20 protein-coding genes are annotated in these 21,730 nt (G+C 72.0%); 13 read left to right on the top strand and 7 right to left on the bottom strand.

Annotation, left to right across the window (positions count from 1 at the left end):
• Complete coding sequence (locus ACIRG9_RS01020) at window positions 1–1,002, top strand: ArsR/SmtB family transcription factor (protein WP_402848266.1); 1,002 nt, start codon at window positions 1–3, stop codon at window positions 1,000–1,002.
• A 28-nt stretch (window positions 1,003–1,030) separates the two neighbouring features.
• Here ACIRG9_RS01020 and ACIRG9_RS01025 read toward each other — a convergent pair whose 3' ends face one another.
• Both ACIRG9_RS01025 and cofD read right to left on the bottom strand, forming a co-directional pair.
• Window positions 1,031–2,119: a coenzyme F420-0:L-glutamate ligase gene (locus ACIRG9_RS01025; protein ID WP_402848269.1), complete on the bottom strand. Its 1,089-nt coding sequence runs from the start codon at window positions 2,117–2,119 to the stop codon at window positions 1,031–1,033.
• Entirely contained in the window at window positions 2,116–3,063 is a 948-nt protein-coding gene (gene cofD / locus ACIRG9_RS01030; RefSeq protein ID WP_402848272.1) for a 2-phospho-L-lactate transferase, read from the bottom strand. The genes ACIRG9_RS01025 and cofD overlap by 4 nt, the downstream gene beginning before the upstream one ends.
• A gap of 100 nt (window positions 3,064–3,163) precedes the next feature.
• On the opposite strand from cofD, the gene ACIRG9_RS01035 reads away from it, so the two are divergent.
• From ACIRG9_RS01035 to ACIRG9_RS01045, 3 genes are all read left to right on the top strand, one after another.
• A complete protein-coding gene (locus tag ACIRG9_RS01035) occupies window positions 3,164–4,135 on the top strand; it encodes a hypothetical protein (protein ID WP_402848275.1) in 972 nt (323 codons plus the stop codon).
• Window positions 4,136–4,320: 185 nt separating this feature from the next.
• Window positions 4,321–6,828, top strand: coding sequence for a bifunctional FO biosynthesis protein CofGH (locus ACIRG9_RS01040; RefSeq protein WP_402848277.1), 2,508 nt, complete (start codon window positions 4,321–4,323; stop codon window positions 6,826–6,828).
• 572 nt (window positions 6,829–7,400) lie between these two features.
• Entirely contained in the window at window positions 7,401–7,661 is a 261-nt protein-coding gene (locus tag ACIRG9_RS01045) for a WhiB family transcriptional regulator (protein ID WP_013284161.1), read from the top strand.
• A 93-nt stretch (window positions 7,662–7,754) separates the two neighbouring features.
• Here ACIRG9_RS01045 and ACIRG9_RS01050 read toward each other — a convergent pair whose 3' ends face one another.
• On the bottom strand, window positions 7,755–8,204 hold the full coding sequence (locus ACIRG9_RS01050) for a metallopeptidase family protein (protein ID WP_088963879.1): 450 nt from the start codon (window positions 8,202–8,204) through the stop codon (window positions 7,755–7,757).
• Window positions 8,205–8,358: 154 nt separating this feature from the next.
• Between ACIRG9_RS01050 and ACIRG9_RS01055 the strand changes: the two genes are divergently transcribed.
• The gene (locus ACIRG9_RS01055) at window positions 8,359–8,730 is read left to right on the top strand and encodes a DUF3499 domain-containing protein (protein WP_402848281.1); all 372 of its coding nucleotides are present in this window, start codon (window positions 8,359–8,361) and stop codon (window positions 8,728–8,730) included.
• Window positions 8,731–8,790: 60 nt separating this feature from the next.
• Here the strand turns inward: ACIRG9_RS01055 and ACIRG9_RS01060 are convergent, their stop codons facing one another.
• The 3 genes from ACIRG9_RS01060 to ACIRG9_RS01070 are packed head-to-tail and all read right to left on the bottom strand — an operon-like array spanning window position 8,791 to window position 12,202.
• Window positions 8,791–10,167, bottom strand: a complete 1,377-nt coding sequence (locus tag ACIRG9_RS01060) for an NAD(P)/FAD-dependent oxidoreductase (protein WP_402848284.1) — start codon at window positions 10,165–10,167, stop codon at window positions 8,791–8,793.
• Window positions 10,167–10,871 (bottom strand): pyridoxamine 5'-phosphate oxidase family protein, encoded by a 705-nt coding sequence (locus tag ACIRG9_RS01065; protein WP_402848287.1) that lies wholly within the window; start codon window positions 10,869–10,871, stop codon window positions 10,167–10,169. The genes ACIRG9_RS01060 and ACIRG9_RS01065 overlap by 1 nt, the downstream gene beginning before the upstream one ends.
• The gene (locus ACIRG9_RS01070; RefSeq protein WP_402848290.1) at window positions 10,856–12,202 is read right to left on the bottom strand and encodes an aspartate aminotransferase family protein; all 1,347 of its coding nucleotides are present in this window, start codon (window positions 12,200–12,202) and stop codon (window positions 10,856–10,858) included. The genes ACIRG9_RS01065 and ACIRG9_RS01070 overlap by 16 nt, the downstream gene beginning before the upstream one ends.
• A 430-nt stretch (window positions 12,203–12,632) precedes the next feature.
• Here ACIRG9_RS01070 and ACIRG9_RS01075 point away from each other — a divergent pair, with 430 nt between their 5' ends.
• Window positions 12,633–12,824 (top strand): DUF397 domain-containing protein, encoded by a 192-nt coding sequence (locus ACIRG9_RS01075; RefSeq protein ID WP_402848292.1) that lies wholly within the window; start codon window positions 12,633–12,635, stop codon window positions 12,822–12,824.
• Window positions 12,825–12,886: 62 nt separating this feature from the next.
• On the opposite strand, the gene ACIRG9_RS01080 is transcribed toward ACIRG9_RS01075, so the two are convergent.
• The gene (locus tag ACIRG9_RS01080; protein WP_402848295.1) at window positions 12,887–13,399 is read right to left on the bottom strand and encodes an Lrp/AsnC family transcriptional regulator; all 513 of its coding nucleotides are present in this window, start codon (window positions 13,397–13,399) and stop codon (window positions 12,887–12,889) included.
• Window positions 13,400–13,607: 208 nt separating this feature from the next.
• Here ACIRG9_RS01080 and ACIRG9_RS01085 point away from each other — a divergent pair, with 208 nt between their 5' ends.
• From ACIRG9_RS01085 to speB, 7 genes are read left to right on the top strand one after another with little or no spacing between them, the layout of a single operon-like run.
• Window positions 13,608–14,792: an extracellular solute-binding protein gene (locus ACIRG9_RS01085; protein ID WP_402848298.1), complete on the top strand. Its 1,185-nt coding sequence runs from the start codon at window positions 13,608–13,610 to the stop codon at window positions 14,790–14,792.
• A gap of 5 nt (window positions 14,793–14,797) precedes the next feature.
• A complete protein-coding gene (locus ACIRG9_RS01090) occupies window positions 14,798–15,949 on the top strand; it encodes an ABC transporter ATP-binding protein (protein ID WP_402850191.1) in 1,152 nt (383 codons plus the stop codon).
• Window positions 15,946–16,857 (top strand): ABC transporter permease, encoded by a 912-nt coding sequence (locus ACIRG9_RS01095; RefSeq protein ID WP_402848302.1) that lies wholly within the window; start codon window positions 15,946–15,948, stop codon window positions 16,855–16,857. Before ACIRG9_RS01090 ends, ACIRG9_RS01095 begins: the two co-directional genes overlap by 4 nt.
• Window positions 16,858–16,915: 58 nt before the next feature.
• Window positions 16,916–17,752: an ABC transporter permease gene (locus ACIRG9_RS01100; protein WP_402848305.1), complete on the top strand. Its 837-nt coding sequence runs from the start codon at window positions 16,916–16,918 to the stop codon at window positions 17,750–17,752.
• On the top strand, window positions 17,749–19,170 hold the full coding sequence (locus tag ACIRG9_RS01105; RefSeq protein ID WP_402848308.1) for an NAD(P)/FAD-dependent oxidoreductase: 1,422 nt from the start codon (window positions 17,749–17,751) through the stop codon (window positions 19,168–19,170). The genes ACIRG9_RS01100 and ACIRG9_RS01105 overlap by 4 nt, the downstream gene beginning before the upstream one ends.
• The gene (locus ACIRG9_RS01110) at window positions 19,170–20,372 is read left to right on the top strand and encodes a saccharopine dehydrogenase C-terminal domain-containing protein (RefSeq protein ID WP_402848311.1); all 1,203 of its coding nucleotides are present in this window, start codon (window positions 19,170–19,172) and stop codon (window positions 20,370–20,372) included. The genes ACIRG9_RS01105 and ACIRG9_RS01110 overlap by 1 nt, the downstream gene beginning before the upstream one ends.
• Window positions 20,369–21,382 (top strand): agmatinase, encoded by a 1,014-nt coding sequence (gene speB / locus ACIRG9_RS01115; RefSeq protein WP_402848314.1) that lies wholly within the window; start codon window positions 20,369–20,371, stop codon window positions 21,380–21,382. The genes ACIRG9_RS01110 and speB overlap by 4 nt, the downstream gene beginning before the upstream one ends.
• The last annotated feature ends 348 nt before the right edge of the window (window positions 21,383–21,730 follow it).

The raw sequence follows: 21,730 nt of genomic DNA on the forward strand, positions 1-21,730 counted from the left end.
ATGCTGAAGGTCATTTTCACGTGCGAGGACATCCTGCGGACCAGGGTGGCTCCGACCGCGGATCCGATCTGGGAGCTGGTCCTCAGCCTGCACCTGCTGCAGGGCCGCCGGCGTGACCCGCTGCTCTCCGAGTGGCGCCGCAGCACGACCCACAACCTGCGGAAAGAGAGCACGGCCGAGCGGTTCCGCCTCCTGCTCGCCCTCAACCCGCCGCGCGGCTACTTCCCCGACTTCCTCACCCCGTACGCCAGCCGGGACGGTTTCCAGGCGGGGCTGGAGGCGGTCCGCGGCACCCCCATCGGGATGCTGCGCCGGGACCTGACCCGGCTCGCCGACGAGAACCTGCTGCCCACCCCGGCCGCCGCGCTGGCCCGTGGTGAGCCCGAGGTGCTGCACCACCTCACCGACTCGATGGCCCGTTACCACTCGCTCGCGGTCACCCCGTACTGGCCGCGTATCCAGGCCGCGGTGGAGGCCGACCGGGCGCTGCGGGCGCGGGCGATGCTCGACGGCGGCACGGAGGGCCTACTGGCGAGCCTCCGGCCCGGCATGCGGTACGCGGACGGGGTGCTGGAGGTCCTGGACTACCCGGACAACCGGGAGCTGCGCCTGGACGGTCGGGGTCTGCTGCTGGTCCCGTCGTTCTTCTGCGCGCGGACCCCGGTCGCCCTCCTCGACCCGGCGCTGCCGCCGGTGCTGGTCTATCCCGTCGACCGGCTCGGCGGCCTCGCCCGGAGGACGGGGCCGGGTGGCGGGCGGCACCCGGACGGCACCCGGGAGGCCCTCGCCGCCCTGCTCGGCCGTACCCGCGCCGCCGTCCTGAAGGCCGCCGACGACGGCTGCACCACCGGGGAGATGGCCCGCCGGCTGAGCATCTCCGCCGCCGCGGCCAGTCAGCACACCACCGTGCTCCGCAACGCCGGCCTGCTGGTCAGCCACCGGGACCGCAACACCGTGCTGCACACCCTCACTCCCCTCGGCCGCGCGGTCCTCGACGCCTGACCGCCGCCCGCCGGAAGGACGGCTGGGTTCAGACGGCCAGGGCGGCGCTCGCGGTGCTTCCGGCCGGTGCTGGGAGCAACGCCGAGGAGATGCCCTCGGCGGCCAGGGCGGTCCGCAGGCGTTGCAGGTCGGCGCCGAAACGCACCAGATCCGCCGCGTCGACCGGGGCCGGTGGGGCCCCGAGGACGAGCCCGCCGGCCGGTTCGGGCCAGCCGGGCACGTTGGCGATCAGGCCGCTGCGTACCTCCTCGTCGGTGACGTGGGTGAAGACCGTACCGGGCGCGACCACCTCGACGACCGCGGCGATCGCCCGCTTCACGGCGGCCGGGTCGGCCGGTGCCGGCCCCGGACCGTCGGACAGGACGGCGGCCTCCCGCAGCCCGGCCGCCCTCGCCTCGGCGGTGCCGAGCGAGAAGAGGTCCAGCTCGGCGTCGCGTACCAGCGCCCGGGCTCCCTCGCCGTCGGCGGCCAGCTCGACGCCGAGGTAGCCGCGGACGACCGCGACCGGCACCTGGTCGCACTTGCCCTTGATCAGCTCGGCGGCGCCGGCCAGCTCGTCCACCACCGCCATCTGGGTGAGCTGGAGCTCGTTGCCGTACGGGTCGATCTCGCCCCGGTGGTCGCGGATTGCCGGCATCCCGGCGACCCCGAGCGCCACGTCGGTGAGCCCGTTGCGCCAGGGCCGGCCCATGGTGTCGCTGATGATGACCGCGACGTCCAGGTGGTAGTGCTCGCGCAGCGCCACCCGCAGCGCCTGGGCGGACCCGTCCGGGTCCTTCGGCAGCAGCACCAGCCGGGTCTTGTCCACGTTCGAGGCGTCGATGCCGGCGGAGGCCATCACGAATCCGTGGTGGGTCTGCACGATCCGGGTCGCCCCGCGGGTGGCCACCACCCGGGCGGTCTCCGCGGCGAGCACCTCGTCCCGGGCGGCCAGCCGCTCGGGCCCGTCGGCCGGCACGTCGACCAGCCGGCCCTCCGCCTTCGACACGATCTTGCTGGTCACCACCAGCACGTCGCCGTCGCGCAGCCAGGGTGCCGCGGTGGCGATCAGCGCCGCCAGGTCGTCGCCCTCGGTCACGTCGCCGATGCCCAGCACCGGCAGGATCTCCAGCTTCACACCAGCTCCAACGCGGCCCGGACCATCGTGGCCGTCGCCGCCTCGTCGATCATCCGCAGCGGTGCCGACCGTACGGTCACCTCCGGCACCAGCGTTCCCTCGTCCTCGGGCGCGACCAGCCAGCCGTCGAGCAGACCGCCGGCCGAGCGGCCACCGTAGAGGCCGCCGACCCCGGCCGCGCTGCACTCCACGCCGAGCGCGGCGAGGCAGCGGTCGGCCATGCCGCGTACCGGGGCGCCACCGATGATCGGGGACACTCCCACCACGGGTGCCGGCCCGTCGGTGACCGCGTCGCGCAGCCCTGGCACGGCCAGGATCGGGGCGATGCTCACCACCGGGTTGCTCGGCGCGACCAGCACCACGTCGGCCGAGCCGATCGCCTCCAGCACGCCCGGCGCCGGTTTCGCCGTCTCCGCGCCGACGAAGACGAACCGGTGCGTCGGGAGGTCCGCCCGGTACCGCACCCACCACTCCTGGAAGTGGATCGCCCGCCGGTCGCCGTCCACGTCGACCACCACGTGGGTCTCCAGGCGGTCGTCGGTGGCCGGCAGCAGGCGTACGCCGGGCTGCCAGCGGGTGGCGAGCGCCTCGGTCACCTGGGACAGCGGGTATCCGGCGTCGAGCATCGTCGTCCGGACCAGGTGGGTGGCGAGGTCCTTGTCGCCCAGGCCGAACCAGCTGGGCTCGGCCCCGTACGCGGCGAGCTCGGACCGGACAGTCCAGGTCTCGCCCACCCGGCCCCAGCCCCGCTCCGGGTCGGCGCCGCCACCCAGGGTGTACATCACGCTGTCCAGGTCCGGGCAGACCTTGAGGCCGTGCAGCAGCAGATCGTCGCCGACGTTGACCACGGCGGTCACCTCGGCCCCCACTTCCCGGGCGTAGGCCCGGACGCCGAGCAGGAACCGGGCGCCGCCGATTCCGCCGGTCAGAACCACGATGCGCATGGTGTCCATCCTTCCGCACGCGCCGCCGCCGGTCGGCCGGTGGCCGGGGAGACTAGGCTCACGACGGCAACTGTCCGTTTTCGTCCCCAAGGGGGAGTCCGTGACCAGCCCCGCCGAACCCGCGTCCGGCGACGCCACGCAGGCCAGCCAGGTGACCAAGCCACTGCGCGAACTGGCCGCGCTCGTCCTGCTCGGCGCGAACGCCGTACTGCTCTTCGTCGGCCTGCTGCGCCTGCTGGTGCCGATGGGCACCTACAGCACCATCGGCGGCCGGGCGGGCAGCACCTTCTTCGTGTTCGTCGGCTTCGAGTCGACCGTGCTGCCGGTGCTGGCCGTCCTGCTCGCCACCCACGTACGTCCGGTGCTGCCCAAGGCCAAGCTGATCACCCAGGCGGCCCTCGGCGAGTACGCCTTCGCCGCGCTGTTCGGCGCGCTGACCTTGCTGATCTGGCTGGTCGGCCGGCTCGCCGAGGCCGAGGTGATGGATGCCTTCCTCGGCCTGCTGGCTCGGCTGGGCTGGTTGGCGATCTTCGGGGTCGGCGGGTTCGTGGTGTACCGGATCTGGCGCACCCTCTACTACGTCGCCAAGCCGAAGCCGCAGCCGGGCGTCTACGGGCAGCCCCAGCCGGGCTGGCCGCAGCAGCAGGCCGGCTACCCCGCGACTGGTCAGCCCGGGTACCCCGCGCCTGGTCGGCCGGGCTACCCTGCCCCGGGCCAGCCCGGTGGCTATCCCGCGCCCGGTCAGCCCGCCCCGGGCCAGTACGGCCAGCCTGCGGCGGCGCCGTTCAACACCACCCCGCCGCACGCCCCGCAGTCCGCGCCTTCGTTCGGTGCTCCGCAGTCCGCACCGCCGTTCAGTGCCCCGCAGTCCGCGCCGCCCTTCGGCGCTCCGCACCCGGCGCCGCCCTTCGGTCAGCCTCCGTCGGCCGAGCCGACGCAGGCCATCCCGTGGCAGCCGGCCGAGCCGACGCAGGCCATCCCGCGGCAGCCGGTCGAGCCCGGCCAGCCGGCCGCGGAGGACAGCGACCGCACCCAGCACCTCGGCTGGCACGACCCGAACCACCCGCGCTGAGCGTTCGGACTGGCAGATCCGGGCGACGGCTCATTCGCCGGACGAGCGACAGTTACCGGAAGGAGTGGCTTCCCCACCAGGGAGGCCACTCCTTCGGTGGGTCTGCCGACCCGGCCGGTGGGCCGGTGTGCCCACTCCGTGCGGGGTCGGGCGGTGGCGGGCCGGGTAGCGCCTAGGCTGAGCGGATGGTTGATCGCAGCGATTCCGTGCCGACCGAGGCGGCCGTGCGGCGGGCCCTGCACCGGGCGGCGACCGGTCGGGCGCTGGACGTCGACGAGGCGAGTGCCCTGCTGGCCGCGCGCGGGGCGGCGCTCGACGAGCTGCTCCGGATCGCCGGCGAGGTACGCGACGCCGGGTTGCGGGAGGCCGGCCGCCCGGGGGTGGTCACCTTCTCCAAGAAGGTCTTCATCCCGTTGACCCGGCTCTGTCGGGACCGCTGCCACTACTGCACGTTCGCCACCGTGCCACACCGGGTCCCGGCCGCGTACCTGGAGAAGGACGAGGTCCTGGCGATCGCCCGGGAGGGCGCGGCGCAGGGCTGCAAGGAGGCGCTGTTCACCCTCGGCGACCGGCCGGAGGAGCGCTGGCCGGCGGCCCGCCGGTGGCTGGACGAGCGCGGCTACGACTCCACCCTGGACTACCTGCGGGCCTGTGCGGTGGCGGTGCTGGAGGAGACCGGCCTGCTGCCGCACCTCAACCCGGGCGTGCTGTCCTGGTCGGAGCTGCAACGGCTCAGGCCGGTCGCCCCGAGCATGGGCATGATGCTGGAAACCACGGCGACGCGGCTCTGGTCGGAGCCGGGCGGCCCGCACCACGGCTCGCCGGACAAGGAGCCGGCGGTCCGGCTCCGGGTGCTCGACGACGCCGGCCGGGTCGGGGTGCCGTTCACCACCGGTCTCCTGATCGGCATCGGGGAGACCCGGGCCGAACGGGTCGACGCGCTGTTCGCGATCCGCCGGACGATGCGGGAGTACGGCCACCTCCAGGAGGTGATCGTGCAGAACTTCCGCGCCAAGCCGGACACCGCGATGCGCGGCATGCCGGACGCGGAGCTGCACGACCTGGCCGCCACGGTGGCGGTGGCCCGGGTGCTGCTCGGTCCGAAGTCCCGCATCCAGGCCCCGCCGAATCTCATCGAGGGCGAGTACGACCTGCTGCTGCGCGCCGGCATCGACGACTGGGGCGGCGTTTCGCCGGTCACCCCGGACCACGTCAACCCGGAGCGCCCCTGGCCGCAGCTGGACGAGCTGGCCCGGCACACCGCGCGGGCCGGCTTCGCCCTGCGCGAGCGGCTGACGGTCTACCCCGAGTACGTCCGGGCGGGCGACCCGTGGCTTGATCCGCGCCTGCTGCCGCACGTCACCGCGCTCGCCGATCCGGAGACCGGGCTCGCGGTCGAGGCGGCCCGCCCGGTGGGCCGGCCCTGGCAGGAGCCGGAGGAGGTGTTCGGCGGGCGTACCGACCTGCACGCCACGATCGACACCACCGGGCGGACCGGGGACCGCCGGGGCGACTTCGACAGCGTCTACGGCGACTGGGCCGAGGTCGCCGGCAGGGTGACCGCCGGGGGCGTACCGGTGGGGGCGGGTGACCTGGCGACCGGGCTGCGGTTGGCCGCGGACGATCCGGCGGCGTTGCTGGAGCCGCGGCACACCGACGCGGCGCTGGCGCTGTTCGCCGCCGACGGGCCGGCGCTGGAGGAGCTGTGCCGGATCGCCGACGACGTCCGCCGGGACGCGGTCGGCGACGACGTGACGTACGTGGTCAACCGGAACATCAACTTCAGCAACGTCTGCTACGTCGGCTGCCGGTTCTGCGCCTTCGCGCAGCGGGAGACGGACGCGGACGCGTACCGGCTCTCGGTGGAGCAGGTCGCCGACCGGGCCGAGGAGGCGTGGGCGGCCGGGGCGGGTGAGGTCTGCCTTCAGGGCGGCATCGATCCGAAGCTGCCGGTCACCGGCTACGCCGACCTCGTGCGGGCGATCAAGGCCCGGGTGCCGGGCATGCACGTGCACGCGTTCTCGCCGATGGAGATCGTCACCGCCGCGGCGAAGGCCGGGGTGCCGGTGAAGGAGTGGCTGCTCCAGCTCCGTGACGCCGGCCTGGACACCATCCCGGGCACTGCCGCGGAGATTCTCGACGACGAGGTCCGCTGGGTGCTCACCAAGGGCAAGTTGCCGACCGCCGCCTGGGTCGAGGTGGTGAGCACGGCCCACGAGCTGGGCATCCGGTCCAGCTCCACCATGATGTACGGCCACGTCGACCACCCCGGGCAGTGGCTGGCCCACTTCCGGGTGCTGGCCGGCGTGCAGGACCGGACCGGCGGCTTCACCGAGTTCGTGGCCCTGCCGTTCGTGCACACCAACGCGCCGATCTACCTGGCCGGGCTCGCCCGCCCGGGGCCGACCTGGCGGGAGAACCGGGCGGTGCACGCGATGGCCCGGCTGTTGCTGCACGGCCGGATCGCCAACATCCAGTGCTCCTGGGTGAAGCTCGGCGACGAGGGCGCCGTGGCGGTGCTCCGGGGCGGCTGCAACGACCTGGGCGGCACGTTGATGGAGGAGACGATCTCCCGGATGGCCGGCTCGGGCAACGGTTCGGCCCGGACCGAGGAGCAGCTCAGGGCGATCGCGGCGGCTGCGGGCCGGCCGGCCCGCAGGCGGTCGACCGCGTACGGCCACGCCGGCGCGTAGAACCTTTTCGATTCCCCGTCGACGGTCATCGGCCTGTCACCAATCGTTTCGAATTCACCACTGCTTCGCGAATCCGAGCTGATCGTTCGGCCAATGCTCCGCCGTCGCGACCGTCCATCATGTGGACGGGGCGCCGTCGGTGTTCTCGTCTCGCCGGGCGGTGCCGTGCCGGGCGGGTTAACCTTTCCTCACCACAATTCTGATCTTGGATGGTGTCGCGACGGCCACCCGGGTACGGCCCGCCGGAGCCTCCGCCGGGGCCGCCGGGGGTGTCCGCGTCCGGTGCGCCACGGCAGAAAACTCGGGCAACTCGCCGGGGAGGGCGTTACCCGTCCGGGGTCTGAATCGATAGGGCAGGTTGCGAGGGTCGGGCGGTGGGGATGGCCGTCCCGAGGTGTCGGGAGGGCGACTCCATTATCAAGATTGGCTTGACGGCGCACGCATTACACGCGTGTAATTTGAATGGGGTTGTTCGCTCGGAACGCAACAAATTGTGACCGGACGGACAAGCACGCCTTTCGCGTGGGGGGTTGCAGCGGCGATGACGCCGGTGCGCGACAAGGAGGCATCTGATGGACGGCCAGCTCGAGGTGGCCGACCTGCTCGGAAACGCGCCGGAGTGGCAGGAGCGGGCGCTCTGCTCGCAGACCGACCCGGAGGCGTTCTTTCCCGAGAAGGGCGGTTCGACCCGCGAGGCGAAGCGGATCTGCTCGCGGTGTGAGGTCAAGACGGAGTGCCTGGAATACGCCCTCGGGCACGACGAGCGGTTCGGAATCTGGGGCGGGCTCTCCGAGCGGGAGCGGCGGAAGCTGAAGCGGCGGGTCGCCGCCTGATGCGGGACCGGGCCTGGGCGGTGGGGGCCGCCCGGCTCGGACCGACCGCCCGGCCGGTGGGGACCGGCCGCAGGGGGTGACGGGCCGGCCGGCTCAGGCCAGCTCGTCGGGATCGACCCCGAGCAGGTTCGCCACCTGCTCGATGATCACGTCGTGTACGAGATCCGCCAGGTCCTCGCGGTCCATGGCACGGAATTCCAGCGGTCGCCGGTAGAGCACGATCCGCGGTGGCACCTCCTGCCGGCCCGGGCGCCCCGGCAGCAACCGGGCGAGCGGCACCTCGCCGTCCTCCAGCACGTCCGAGTCATAGACGTTCAGATCCGGCGGGACGTCCTCGACGGCGAACTCGACGCCCGCCAGTTCCTTGGCGAAGCGGCGTTCCAGCGTCTCGACCGTGTCCAGCACCAGGTCGTCGAAGACCTCGGCCTTGGTCCGGGCCAGCGGTACGGTGGCCGGCACCAGCCGCCCCCGCAGCCCCCGCCCGTGCCGGTCCCGGTGGGTGCGCCGGCCGGAGCCGGGGCGGCGGTGTTCCGGGCTCGTCATGACGCACAGGGTAGCCCCCGCCACCGGGCCGCCCCCCGTTGCGCCGCAGGTACGGCGTGCCGGTGATCCGATCGGATGAATTGTGATCACCATGACGGGCGTGTCGTAACGCGAAGCGGTGCGCCGGACCCGGTATTGGAGATACCCTGCCGCCGTGAGGTCACCACGGCGCTGCTCCCGTAACGGCTGCCCCCGGCAAGCGGTCGCCACATTGACCTATGTCTACAACGAGTCGACCGCTGTGGTCGGCCCGCTGGCGGCTTTCGCCGAGCCCCACACGTACGACCTCTGCGAGCCGCACGCGCGCAGCCTGACCGCCCCGCGCGGCTGGGACGTGGTCCGGCACGAGGGCGAGTTCGAGCCTCCGCCGCCCAGCCCCGACGACCTGGTCGCCCTGGCCGAGGCGGTGCGCGAAGCCGCCCGCCCGGCACCCCCACGTCCCCCCGAGGACGACAAGGTCACCCCCCACCACCCCCAGCAGACCGGCCGTCGCGGCCACCTCCGGGTGATCCCGCCGAACCACTGACCCGCCCCCGCCGCCCTTCCCCGCAGGTCCGAGGCCGGGGCCGGGCGGCGGGGCCAGGGGTCAGTGGCCCAGGAGGTGGGAGAAGGCGGCGGCGCGTCGGGAGGGGCGGCCGGTACGCAGTTCGGCCCGGTCGGCGGAGAACATGATCCGCAGGCCGGCGTTGACGGCCAGCCAGCGCAGCGGCTCGGGCTCCCACCTGGGGGAGCGATGGTTGACCCAGGGCAGCACGGTCAGATCGCTCGCCTCGCCCCGGATCAGGTCGGCCAGCGTACGCCCGGCCAGGTTGCTGCTGCCGACGCCGTCGCCGACGTAGCCGCCGGCCCAGGCCAGCCCGGTGGTCCGGTCCAGCCCGACCGAGGCGGCCCAGTCCCGGGCCACGCCGAGCGGCCCGCCCCAGGTGTGGCTCACCGGCACCTCCGGCCCCAGCGCCGGGAAGAGTTCACCGAGCACCCGGCGCAGGGCGGCGAACACCCGGGGCTCCCGGTCGTGGTCGGGGTGGACCCGGGAGCCGAAGTGGTAGGGCGCGCCCCGGCCGCCGAAGGCGAGCCGGCCATCGGCGGTGCGCTGGCCGTAGACGATGACGTGCCGGTAGTCGGAGAAGGTCTCCCGCTCGGCCAGCCCGATCTCCGCCCAGGTCGCCTCGGGTAGCGGCTCGGTGGCGACCATGAGCGAGTAGACCGGCGCGACGGTGCGTCGCTGACCCGGCAGGGCGGGTGTGAAGCCCTCGGTCGCCCGGACCACCACCGGGGCGCGGACCACCCCGGCGGGGGTCACCGCGGCGCCGGAGCGTAGGGCCGTGACCGGGGTCCGTTCGAAGATGCGGACGCCGCGGCGTTCCACCGCCCGGGCCAGGCCGCGGACCAGCTTCGCCGGATGCACCGCGGCACAGTGCGGGGTGTACGTGCCCCCGCGTACCCCGTCGGCGTGGCAGCGGGCGGCGGCCTCAGCGGCGTCCAGCAGCACGACGTCCTCGTCGGCCAGGCCGTACTCCCGGGCCTCGGCCACGGCGGCCCGGGCCCGGCCGAGCTGGACATCGCTGCGGGCCAGCACCACCGTCCCGCCGGCCCGCCAGTCGCAGTCGATCCCCTCGGCGGTGACCACCCGGCCGACCTCGCGGACGGTCTCGTGCATGGCCCGCTGCATCTCCAGCGCCCGGTCCCGGCCGTGCCGGCGGGCCAGCGCGGGCAGCGAGGTGGGCTGCAGGGCCGAGCACCATCCGCCGTTACGGCCGGACGCGCCGTACCCGGCGATCTGCTGCTCCAGGACGACGATCCGCAGCGACGGATCCGCCACGGCCAGATAGTACGCCGTCCACAGGCCGGTGTAGCCGGCGCCGACGATCGCCACGTCCGCGTCGATGTCGCCGGGCAGGCCGGGGCGCGGGGTCAGCGGCTCGTCCACGCTGGACAGCCAGTACGACAGGTCCTGGTAACGCATCACCACTCCGGTGGGGGCAGGTGGTGGCGCAGCCGCGGATCGGGCTGCGGGACGCCGTACGCCTCGACGATCGGCAGCACGCCAGCCCAGACGGGCCGGTCGAGGTCGTCCTCCGGGTCGTCGGGCGAGCCGGCGCTGATCTTCACCGAGCACTCGTCCAGTCGCAGGGCGAGCACCAGCGTGGCGGCCAGCTCCTTCGTCGAGGGCGGCCGGATCTGCGCCCAGCGGCCGGGGAGCAGGTGCTCGGAGAGGCGTTCGAGGGCAGCCAGCTTCTCGTCGCCGGGCAGCGCGATGAGGTTGCCGAGCACCATGGCGCAGCGGTAGTTCATCGAGGACTCGAAGGCGCTGCGGGCCAGCACGAGGCCGTCGAGCAGGGTGACGGTCAGGCAGGCCGGGGCGCCGGCGCCGAGGTGCCGGAACAGTCGGCTTCCGGTGGACCCGTGTACCAGCACCCGCTCCCCGTCCCGGGCGTACCCGACGGGCAGCGCGTACGGCTGGTCCCGGTCGACGATGGCCAGGTGGGCGACCCGGCCGGCGTCGAGGACGGCGTACAGGGCCGCCCGGTCGTGGACGGCGAGCTCGGGCAGGCGGCGTACCCGGGTCCGGTCGGTGCCGCCGACGGCGGGCGGGTCGACGGGAGCGGGCCGGGACCCCTCGGTCCCGGCCCGGTCCGGCCCTGCGCCGCCGGTCAGAGTCGCGCCCATGCCTCGGTCAGCACGGTGCGCAGGATCTGCTCGATCTCGTCGAAGTGCTGCTGCTCGGCGATCAGCGGCGGGGCGAGCTGCACCACCGGGTCGCCCCGGTCGTCGGCGCGGCAGTAGAGCCCGGCCTGGAAGAGCGCGGTGGAGAGGAAGCCGCGCAGCAGCCGCTCCGACTCGGCCTCGTCGAAGGTCTCCCGGGTCGTCTTGTCCTTGACCAGCTCGATGCCGTAGAAGTAGCCGTCGCCCCGGACGTCGCCGACGATCGGCAGGTCGTTGAGCTTCTCCAGGGTGGACCGGAAGGCGCCCTCGTTGGCCCGTACGTGGCCGATCAGGTCCTCACGGGCGAAGACCTCCAGGTTGGCCAGGGCCACCGCGCAGGAGACCGGGTGGCCGCCGAAGGTCACGCCGTGGGCGAACATGCCGGTCTCGGTGAGGAACGGCTCCATCAGCCGGTCGCTGGCGATCATCGCGCCGAGCGGGGCGTAGCCGGAGGTGATGCCCTTGGCGGTGGTGATGATGTCGGGCTGGTAGCCGTACCGGACGGCGCCGAAGTATTCACCCAGCCGGCCCCACGAGCAGATCACCTCGTCGGAGACGAGCAGCACGTCGTACGCGTCGCAGATCTCCCGGACCCGCTCGAAGTAGCCGGGCGGCGGCGGGAAGCAGCCGCCGGAGTTCTGCACCGGCTCCAGGAAGACCGCGGCCACGGTGTCCGGCCCTTCCCGTTCGATGGCGCGGCCGATCTCCTCGGCGGCCCAGCGGCCGAACGCCTCGGCGTCGTCGCCGTGCTCGGGAGCCCGGTAGAAGTTGGTGTTCGGCACCTTGATGCCGCCCGGCACCAGCGGCTCGAAGTCGCTCTTGATGCCGGGCAGGCCGGTGATCGACAGCGCGCCCATCGAGGTGCCGTGGTAGGCGATGTAGCGGCTGACCACCTTGTACTTGTTCGGCCGGCCGGTGCGCTTGAAGTAGGCCCGGGCCAGCTTCCACGCCGCCTCGACGGCCTCCGAGCCGCCGGTGGTGAAGAAGACCCGGTTCAGGTCGCCCGGGGTCAGCGAGGCGACCTTCTCGGCCAGCTCGACGGCCTTCGGGTGGGCGTACGACCACAGTGGGAAGTAGGCCAGCTCGCCAGCCTGCTTGGCGGCCGCCTCGGCGAGCTCGGTCCGGCCGTGGCCGGCGTTGACGACGAAGAGCCCGGCGAGTCCGTCCAGGTAGCGGCGGCCCTGCGAGTCCCAGACGTACGCGCCTTCGCCGCGCACGATCGTCGGTACCTCGCCGGCGGAGTAGCTGGCCATCCGGGTGAAGTGCATCCAGAGGTGGTCGGTGGCGTTGGCCATGTCAGCCCCATCGGGTCAAGGGCCGGTCAGGAGGGGTGACACCGGCCGCTCTGCCCACGGTTATGCCACATTCGGTGCCGATAACGCAAGCCTCATCCGTCTGGCGCAACGGATTCAGCGAGTGATGTTTTCAACCGCAACGGATTCCGCAGGGTCCCCGCTGGGGCGGTAGTAAGCCTTCGAGCCCCTTTGGAGCTGACTCGTTTGCGATATCGCCCGCAAAACTCCTTGATCACTCTGATCGCCGCGCGTGGCTGCCCGACCTGGCACGGCCCGCTCGGCGGCTTTGCCGTGCGCAGGTTGCGGCAAGTTGTGGTCTTCTGCGCGATCGAGGCCGCAGGTTGCCGCACATGGAGTTGATCAAGGTTCGCCGTGGGGATGCGGCGCCCCGCCGCCGGTCGATCGAGCTGATCAGGGAAGTGGCGAAGACATGGAGCTGACCGACGCCCGCTGGCGCACCGCCACCCGCAGCAGCAACAACGGTGGCGACTGCGTCGAGGTGGCCGACAACCTGCCCGGTCGGGTGCTGGTGCGGGACAGCAAGGACCGTGACGGCGGCACCCTGGCCTTCGCCCCGGCCGCCTGGCGCGCCTTCGTCGCGCAGGCCGAGCGCCTCGCCTGACCGAGCCACGCCACGCCTGACCCGGCCATGCCGCGCCGGCCTCGGTCAAAGCGCCGGGCCGGTCAGGCCGTGCCCCAGCTGTAGGTCTGCTTGCGAAGCTTGAGGTAGACGAACGCCTCGGTGGAGACCACGCCGGGGACGGTGCGCAGCTTCTGCAGGATCTCCAGCAGGTGCTCGTCGTTGCGGCAGACCACCTCGGCCAGCAGGTCGAACGAGCCGGCCGTGATCACCACATAGTCGATCGCCTCCAACTCGGCGAGCCGGTCGGCCACGGACTCCAGGTCCCCGTCGGTACGCAGGCCGATCATCGCCTGGCGGGGGAAGCCGAGCTGGAGCGGATCGGTCACCGCGACGATCTGCATGACGCCCGCGTCGAGCAGTCGCTGCACCCGCTGCCGGACCGCAGCCTCGGAGAGGCCGACCGCCTTGCCGATGGTCGCGTACGGGCGTCGGCCGTCTTCCTGGAGCTGCTCGATGATCTGCTTGGCCACGTCATCGAGCAGTGCGTGACTGGCGCCTTCACGCACGGTGACGCGGCGTGCCCCGTTGCCGTTCTCCAGTTGCCGATTGGCCATCGTGCGCTCCCCATGTCCGGATTCCTCGCGCTGAGCGTAGTGCCCGCCGCAGTCTGGCGTATTTCGTGGCCTATCGCTATTCCCGCAACGGAATCCCTTGTAAGGGAGGTCACATCATGTCAGGATCAGTCGTCCATCGCCATTGACCCTCCCGTTGGTGAGCGCCCCCAGGTTCCGCCGCCGACGTTGCCCCCTTAGGAGTCGTCACATGCGTAGTCCCCTCCGGCCCCTCACCCGGCGTGGTCTGCTCACCGGCACCCTCGGCTCGGCCGCGCTACTCGCGACGGCGGGCGGCCTGGCCGGCTGCGGCACCAAGGGCGCTCAGCAGACCGAGGCTGGCTGCAAGAGCGAGGACCTCTCCGCGACGGAGAAGAAGCTGGCGTTCTCGAACTGGCCGCAATATATCGACGTCGACGCGAAGAACGAGGCCAAGCGGCCCACCCTGGACGCGTTCGTCGCCCGGTCCGGCATCCAGGTCACCTATACCGAGGATGTCAACGACAACAACGAGTTCTTCGGCAAGGTGCAGAACCAGCTCGCCAGCTGCCAGCCGACCGGGCGCGACCTCATGGTCCTCACCGACTGGATGGCGTCCCGGATGGTCCGGCTCGGCTGGCTCCAGAAGCTGGACAAGTCGAAGCTGCCGAACGTCGAGGCCAACCTGCTGCCGTCGCTGCGCAACGTGTCCTTCGACCCGAACCGCGAGTTCTCCGTCCCGTGGCAGTCCGGTCTCGCGGCGCTCGCGTACAACGCCAAGGTGACCAAGGAGATCCGCACGGTCGACGAGCTGCTCACCCGCCCGGACCTCAAGGGCAAGGTGACCGCGTTGTCCGAGATGCGGGACACCATGGGCCTGCTGCTCCAGTCCAACGGTCACGACCCGTCGAACTTCACCGCCGCCCAGTTCGACGACGCGCTGGCCAAGCTGAAGCGGGCCGTCGACTCCGGTCAGATCCGCAAGTTCACCGGTAACGACTACTCCCAGGATCTCAACAAGGGTGACATCGCCGCCTGTATCTGCTGGTCCGGCGACGTGATCCAGCTCGGCTTCGAGAACGACAAGATCAAGTTTGTGGCGCCGGAGTCCGGCGTGATGCTCTGGTCGGACAACATGCTGGTGCCGAACAAGGCCAGCCACAAGGCGAACGCCGAAGAGCTGATCAACTACTACTACGAGCCGGCGGTGGCCGCGAAGATGGCCGCCTACGTCAACTACATCTGCCCGGTCAAGGGCGCGCAGGCCGAGATGGAGAAGATCGATCCGGATCTGGCCAACAACCCGCTCATCTTCCCCGACGAGCCGATGCTGGCGAAGGCCAAGAGCTTCATGGCCCTGGACGAGAAGCAGGAGCGGGACTTCGAGGCCAAGTACCAGAAGGTCATCGGGGCGTGAGAGCGATGGGACACGAGACACCGGCCGGCGACCTGCGCCTGGCCAACCTGACCAAGCGGTTCGGCGTCTTCACCGCGGTGGACGACCTCAGCCTGACCATCCCGCAGGGCTCGTTCTTCGCCCTGCTCGGCGCGTCCGGCTGCGGCAAGACCACCACGCTTCGGATGATCGCCGGGCTGGAGGAGCCGACCAGCGGGCAGGTGCTGCTCGGTGACCGGGACATCGCCGGGCTGCGACCGTACAAGCGGCCGGTGAACACCGTGTTCCAGAGCTACGCGCTCTTCCCGCACCTCGACATCCACGAGAACGTGGCCTTCGGGCTGCGCCGGCGCGGCATCCGCAAGGTCACCGAGCAGGTCGAGCAGATGCTCGCGCTGGTGCAGCTCGAAGGGTACGGCCGCCGCAAGCCCGCCCAGCTCTCCGGCGGTCAGCAGCAGCGGGTCGCGCTGGCCCGCGCGCTGATCAACCACCCGCAGGTGCTGCTGCTGGACGAGCCGCTCGGCGCGCTCGACCTGAAGCTGCGCCGGCAGATGCAGATCGAGCTGAAGCGGATCCAGACCGGGGTCGGCATCACCTTCGTGCACGTCACCCACGACCAGGAGGAGGCCATGACCATGGCCGACACCGTCGCGGTGATGAACGCGGGCCGGATCGAGCAGCTCGGCGCCCCCACCGAGATCTACGAGTACCCGGCCACCGCGTTCGTGGCGAACTTCCTCGGCCAGTCCAACCTGCTCGCCGGCGAGGCCGCCGGCCACAGCGGGGACGACGTGCTGGTCACCGCGCACGGCGCGCGCTTCTCGGTGCCCGCCGGCCGGGCCCGCGTCGAGAACGGGCCGGCCTTCCTCGGGGTACGCCCCGAGAAACTGCACCTGGTCGAGGACTCCGACGCGGTGCCGGCCGGCCACCAGCACGTTCCCGGCGTCATCACCGACGCCTCCTACGTCGGCGTGAGCACCCAGTACCTGGTGAAGACGGCGTGGGGCAGCGAGCTGTCCGCGTTCGCCGCGAACAGCGGGGTCGGCGGCCGGCTCCCGGTCGGCGCGCCGGTGGCCGCGCACTGGGATCCGCGGCACGCCTTCCTGCTGCCCCGGGAGACCGGCGAGGACGATCAGACCACCCCGCTGCTCGACGAGCCGGTCAGCGTGGTGCCATGACCGCCCTCGCTCATGTGCCGACCGGGTCGGGGCAGTCGGTGACACCACCGGCGGCCCGGCGGGGCCGCTCCCGGCTCCTGCCGTACCTGCTGCTGCTGCCGGGCGCCGCCTGGCTGTTCGTCTTCTTCGCCCTGCCGCTGCTGCAACTCGCCGCCGCCAGCCTGTACGACCCGAGCGGATCACTGTCCACCGGGTACGCGATGACCTGGGCCTTCGGCAACTATCCGGAGGCGTTGCAGGCGTACTGGCCGCAGTTCGCCCGGTCGTTCGTCTACTCGGGGATCGCGCTGGTGCTGGCCCTGCTGATGGGCTACCCGCTGGCGTACGCGATCGCGCAGAAGGCCGGCCGCTGGAAGAACCTGCTGCTGGTGGCGGTGGTCGCGCCGATGTTCACCAGTTTCCTGGTCCGTACGCTGGCCTGGAAGACCATCCTGTCGGACAACGGCTGGGTGGTCGGGCTGCTGCGCGACGTGCACCTGCTCGGCTCGGACGGCCGGCTGCTGGCCACCCCGATCGCGGTGGTGCTCGGCCTGACGTACAACTTCCTGCCCTTTCTGGTGCTGCCGCTGTACGCGAACCTGGAGCGGCTGGACCCCCGGCTGCTGGAGGCGGCGAGCGACCTGTACGCGAGCCCGCTGCGGGCGTTCCAGAAGGTCACCCTGCCGCTGTCCATGCCCGGGCTGATCGCCGGCACGCTGCTCTTCTTCATCCCGGCCACCGGTGACTACATCAACGCCGAACTGCTCGGTACGCCGAACGAATACATGATCGGCAACGTCATCGACTCGGCGTTCCTGGTCCGGCTGGACTACCCGCAGGGCGCGGCCCTGTCGTTCCTGCTGATGGCGGCGATCCTCGCGATCGTCTTCGTCTACCTGCGCAGGGCCGGCACGGAGGAGGTCCTGTGAGCGGGAGGAGTGCAGCGATGCGGAGCCCCGCAGTCGCGAACGAAGGGCGGGTCCTGTGATGCGCCGCTGGATCGCCGACCGCTGGGTGATGGGTGTCGCCCTGCTGGTCCTCGGCTACCTGTCGCTGCCGATCCTGGTGGTCGCCGGGCTCTCCTTCAACCGGCCGGCGAGCAGGCTGTCCTACGACTTCAACGAGTTCACCCTGGACAACTGGCGGCAGCCCTGCGCCACCGCCGACATGTGCGACGCGGTGGGCCGCAGCCTGCTGATCGGCCTGATCGCCACGGTGGTCGCCACGATCCTCGGCACGCTGATGGCGTTCGCCCTGGTCCGGCACGGCTTCCGGGGCCGCGCCGGGATCAACGGCCTGATCTTCCTGCCGATGGCGACTCCGGAGCTGGTGATGGGCACCTCGTTGCTCGCCCTCTTCGTCGCCGCCGGGGTGCCGCAGGGCTTCTGGACCATCGTCATCGCGCACGTGATGTTCTGCGTGTCGTTCGTGGTGGTCACCGTGAAGGCGCGGCTCGCCGGCATGGACCGGCGGCTGGAGGAGGCCGCCATGGACCTGTACGCCAGCGAGTGGCAGACCTTCCGGCGGATCACCCTGCCCCTGGTGCTGCCCGGCATCCTGGCCGCCGCGCTGCTCTCCTTCTCGCTCAGCTTCGACGACTTCATCATCACGAACTTCAACGCCGGCACCACCGTCACCTTCCCGATGTACGTCTGGGGCGCCGCCCAGCGGGGCATCCCGCCGCAGGTCAACGTCATCGGCACGGCGATGTTCGCGATCGCGTTGCTGCTGGTGGGGGCCAGCTCGCTGCAGGGCCGGCGGGCCCGGCGCGCCGCCCTCGCGGCCACCATCGCGGTCAAGCAGACGGCGAAGAGCGGATCATGAAACTCCCGCATACCGGCCGGGCGCTGGCCGACGCCGCGCCCGTCCCGTACTGGCTGGACCGACCGGAACGCCCCGACCCGCTGCCGCCGCTGACCGGTACGCACGAAGCCGACCTACTGGTGGTCGGCGGCGGGTACTCCGGGCTGTGGACCGCCCTGCAGGCCAAGGAGGCCGAGCCCGACCGGGACGTGCTGTTGGTCGAGGCGGGCACCTGCGGCTGGGCGGCGTCGGGGCGTAACGGCGGCTTCTGCGCCGCCTCGCTCACCCACGGCCTGGCCAACGGCGTCGACCGGTTCCCCGGCGAGATCGACGAGCTGGAACGGCTCGGCCGGGAGAACCTGTCCGCCATCGCCGCCACGATCGACCGGTACGGCATCGACTGCGACTTCGAGCGCACCGGCGAGCTGGCGGTGGCGGTCGAGCCGTACCAGCTCGCCGGGCTGGCCGAGGATGCCGAGCTGGCCCGCCGGTACGGCCACGACGTCCGGCTGCTCGACCGGGACGAGGTACGCGCCGAGGTGGACTCGCCGACGTACCTCGGCGGGATGTGGGACCGGGACCGGGTGGCCATGCTCGACCCGGCGAGGCTCGCCTGGGGGCTGCGTCGCGTCGCCCTCGACCGGGGCGTACGCCTGCACGAGCACACCCGGGTCACCGGCCTGCACCGCGACGGCCCGGCGCTGCGCGCGGTGACCGCCGGCGGTCCGGGCGCGGCACCCGGCGTGGTCCGGGCCCGGCAGGTGGTGCTCGGCACCAACGCCTTCCCGCCGCTGCTGCGCCGGCTGCGCGCCTGGCTGGTACCCGTCTACGACTACGCGCTGATGACCGAGCCGCTGTCTGAGCAGCAGCGGAAGGCGATCGGCTGGGAGAACCGGCAGGGGCTGGCCGACGTCGGCAACCAGTTCCACTACTACCGGATCACCGCGGACGGCCGGATCCTATTCGGCGGCTACGACGCGGTCTACCACTACGGCAACCGGATGGCCCCGGAGCTGGCCCAGCGGGAGGTCACCTTCACCGCCCTGGCTCGGCACTTCTTCACCACGTTTCCCCAGCTCTCGGAGGTCCGGTTCAGCCACCGCTGGGGCGGCGTCATCGACACCTGCACCCGGTTCTGCCCGTTCTTCGGCACCGCCTACGAGGGACGGCTGGCGTACGCGGCCGGATTCACCGGGCTCGGCGTCGGGGCGACCCGCTTCGGCGCCCGCGTGATGCTCGACCTGCTCGCCGGCGAGCAGACCCCGCTGACCCGGCTCGACCTGGTGCGCGGTAAGCCGCTGCCGTTCCCGCCGGAGCCGTTCCGGGCCGCCGGCATCAACCTCACCCGCTGGTCGCTGGCCCGCGCCGACGCGCGTCAGGGGCAGCGCAACCTGTGGCTGCGTACACTCGATCGTCTTGGACTGGGGTTCGATTCCTGATGCGTATCCTGCTCGTCGGCGCGGGCGGAGTGGGCTCCGCCGCCGTCGCCATCGCCGCCCGCCGTTCCTTCTTCGAGACCATGGTGGTCGCCGACCGTGACCTGGGCCGGGCCGGCCGGGCCATCGCGGAACACGACGCCCGCTTCGTCGCCGCCCCGCTCGACGCCTCGTCGGCGGAGGCGGTCGCCGCGCTCTGCCGCGACCACCGGATCACCCACGTGCTCAACGCGGTCGACCCGCGCTTCGTCATGCCGATCTTCGAGGGGGCGTACGCCGCTGGGGCCGACTACCTGGACATGGCGATGTCGCTGTCCCACCCGCACCCGACCGCGCCCCACGCCCAGACCGGCGTGAAGCTCGGCGACGACCAGTTCGCTGTTTCTGAGCGGTGGTCCGCCGCCGGCCGGCTCGCGCTCTGCGGCATCGGCGTCGAGCCGGGCCTCTCCGACGTCTTCGCCCGCTACGCCGCCGACGAACTCTTCACCGAGATCGACGAGATCGGGGTACGCGACGGTGCCAACCTCACCGTCGACGGCTACGACTTCGCCCCGTCGTTCTCCATCTGGACCACCATCGAGGAATGCCTGAACCCGCCGGTCATCTGGGAATCTGACCGCGGTTGGTACACCACCCCGCCCTTCTCCGAACCGGAGACCTTCGAGTTTCCCGAGGGGATCGGCCCGGTCGACTGCGTCAACGTGGAGCACGAGGAGGTGCTGCTGATCCCGCGCTGGGTGAAGGCGAAACGGGTCACCTTCAAGTACGGCCTCGGCGACGAGTTCATCGAGGTGCTCAAGACCCTGCACAAGCTGGGCCTCGACGGCGTTTCGCCGGTGCGGGTCCGTGACGTCGAGGTCTCCCCGCGTGACGTGGTGGCCGCCTGCCTGCCCGACCCGGCCACCCTCGGTGCCCGGATGCGGGGCAAGACCTGCGCCGGCACGTACGTGACCGGCACCGGCGTCGACGGCCGGCCACGGCGGGTATACCTCTACCACGTGGTCGACAACGAGTGGTCGATGCGGGAGTACGGCCACCAGGCGGTGGTCTGGCAGACCGCTGTCAACCCGGTCGTCGCGCTGGAACTGCTGGCCACCGGCGCCTGGTCCGGCGCCGGGGTGCTCGGCCCGGAGGCGCTGCCACCGAAGCCCTTTCTCGACCTGCTGACCGGCTACGGCTCGCCGTGGGGGATGGAGGAACGGTGACCCGCTACGGTCCGATGTTCGGCCCCGACGTGACGTTCCTCGGGGTGCCCCCGTGCACCCTGGAGGAGCCGGACACCTACGCGGACGCCGACGTGGTGATCGTCGGCGCGCCCTTCGACGGTGGCACCTCGCACCGGCCGGGCACCCGGTTCGGCCCGTCCGCCATCCGCCAGGCGTGCTACCTCCCGCATGACGGCTCCCGCCCGTCCCTGGCCCTGCGCGTGGACGCCCTACAGGACCTGCGCGTCTACGACGCCGGCGATGTGGAGATGTTCTCCGGCGACATCGAACGGTCGCTGGCCTCACTGGAGACCGCCGTGCACGCGGTCGCCGCGGCCGGGGCGATTCCGGTCGTGCTCGGCGGCGACCACTCCATCGCACTGCCCGACGCCACCGGGGTGGCCCGCCACCACGGGCTCGGCCGGGTGTCGCTGGTGCACTTCGACGCGCACGCCGACACCGGCGACATCGAGTTCGGCTCGCTGCACGGGCACGGCCAGCCGATGCGCCGGCTCATCGAGTCCGGTGCCGTACGCGGCGACCGTTTCCTTCAGATCGGCCTGCGCGGCTACTGGCCCGGCCCGGAGACCCTAACGTGGATGGCCGAGCAGCGGATGCGCTCGTACGAGATGACCGAGGTGGTGGCGCGGGGGCTGGATTCCTGCCTCTCGGAAGCGTTCGGGATCGCGACGGACGAGTGCGAGGGCGTCTTCCTCTCCGTCGACGTGGACGTGGTCGACCCGGGCATGGCTCCCGGCACCGGCACCCCCGAACCGGGCGGGCTCACCTCGCGGCAGCTCCTCGACGCGGTCCGCCGCTGCTGCTATGAGCTGCCGATCGTCGGGGTGGACGTGGTCGAGGTCGCCCCGCCCTACGACCACGCCGACATCACCGCGTACCTCGGCAACCGCGTGGTCCTGGAGGCCCTCTCGGCGATCGCCCGCCGCCGCCGCGACGCCACCGGCGGCCCGCCCTGGAACCCCCACCAACCCCTCCTCGACACCCGCTGACCCACCCCCACCCCCACCCCACCCCCCACCCCACCCCACCCCCCCACCCGTCGATCATGGACTTGTGGCGCCTGTGATGCCCCGTTTGTGGCTTACGTCAGGTGCCACAACTCCTTGATCGACGGCCTCAGGGGCGGAGAGGGGGTGGGGGGTTTCCGCAGGGGGGTGGGTTGTCCACAGGGGTGGGTGGGGTGGGTGGGGGGCGGGTCAGGGTTGGGGTGTGGAGCGGTATGAGGAGTTGCGTCGGGCTGGGCTGAGCCGGGGAGTTGTCCGACACCGGCTCGACACTGGGCGGCTGTATCGGCTGTCACGGGGTGTCTACGGCGGGCGAGACGATGGCGCCGCCCG

Source organism: Micromonospora sp. NPDC093277 (assembly GCF_044765245.1).
Lineage (GTDB): Bacteria > Actinomycetota > Actinomycetes > Mycobacteriales > Micromonosporaceae > Micromonospora.

What these genes read in the sequence shown, in the direction of transcription:
- ACIRG9_RS01020 (WP_402848266.1), top strand. Translation starts at nt 1, where the DNA reads ATGCTGAAGGTCATTTTCACGTGCGAGGACATCCTGCGGACCAGGGTG.
- cofD (WP_402848272.1), bottom strand. Translation starts at nt 3,063, where the DNA reads ATGCGCATCGTGGTTCTGACCGGCGGAATCGGCGGCGCCCGGTTCCTG.
- ACIRG9_RS01040 (WP_402848277.1), top strand. Translation starts at nt 4,321, where the DNA reads ATGGTTGATCGCAGCGATTCCGTGCCGACCGAGGCGGCCGTGCGGCGG.
- ACIRG9_RS01045 (WP_013284161.1), top strand. Translation starts at nt 7,401, where the DNA reads ATGGACGGCCAGCTCGAGGTGGCCGACCTGCTCGGAAACGCGCCGGAG.
- ACIRG9_RS01050 (WP_088963879.1), bottom strand. Translation starts at nt 8,204, where the DNA reads ATGACGAGCCCGGAACACCGCCGCCCCGGCTCCGGCCGGCGCACCCAC.
- ACIRG9_RS01060 (WP_402848284.1), bottom strand. Translation starts at nt 10,167, where the DNA reads ATGCGTTACCAGGACCTGTCGTACTGGCTGTCCAGCGTGGACGAGCCG.
- ACIRG9_RS01065 (WP_402848287.1), bottom strand. Translation starts at nt 10,871, where the DNA reads ATGGGCGCGACTCTGACCGGCGGCGCAGGGCCGGACCGGGCCGGGACC.
- ACIRG9_RS01070 (WP_402848290.1), bottom strand. Translation starts at nt 12,202, where the DNA reads ATGGCCAACGCCACCGACCACCTCTGGATGCACTTCACCCGGATGGCC.
- ACIRG9_RS01075 (WP_402848292.1), top strand. Translation starts at nt 12,633, where the DNA reads ATGGAGCTGACCGACGCCCGCTGGCGCACCGCCACCCGCAGCAGCAAC.
- ACIRG9_RS01080 (WP_402848295.1), bottom strand. Translation starts at nt 13,399, where the DNA reads ATGGCCAATCGGCAACTGGAGAACGGCAACGGGGCACGCCGCGTCACC.
- ACIRG9_RS01085 (WP_402848298.1), top strand. Translation starts at nt 13,608, where the DNA reads ATGCGTAGTCCCCTCCGGCCCCTCACCCGGCGTGGTCTGCTCACCGGC.
- ACIRG9_RS01090 (WP_402850191.1), top strand. Translation starts at nt 14,798, where the DNA reads ATGGGACACGAGACACCGGCCGGCGACCTGCGCCTGGCCAACCTGACC.
- ACIRG9_RS01095 (WP_402848302.1), top strand. Translation starts at nt 15,946, where the DNA reads ATGACCGCCCTCGCTCATGTGCCGACCGGGTCGGGGCAGTCGGTGACA.
- ACIRG9_RS01100 (WP_402848305.1), top strand. Translation starts at nt 16,916, where the DNA reads ATGCGCCGCTGGATCGCCGACCGCTGGGTGATGGGTGTCGCCCTGCTG.
- ACIRG9_RS01105 (WP_402848308.1), top strand. Translation starts at nt 17,749, where the DNA reads ATGAAACTCCCGCATACCGGCCGGGCGCTGGCCGACGCCGCGCCCGTC.
- ACIRG9_RS01110 (WP_402848311.1), top strand. Translation starts at nt 19,170, where the DNA reads ATGCGTATCCTGCTCGTCGGCGCGGGCGGAGTGGGCTCCGCCGCCGTC.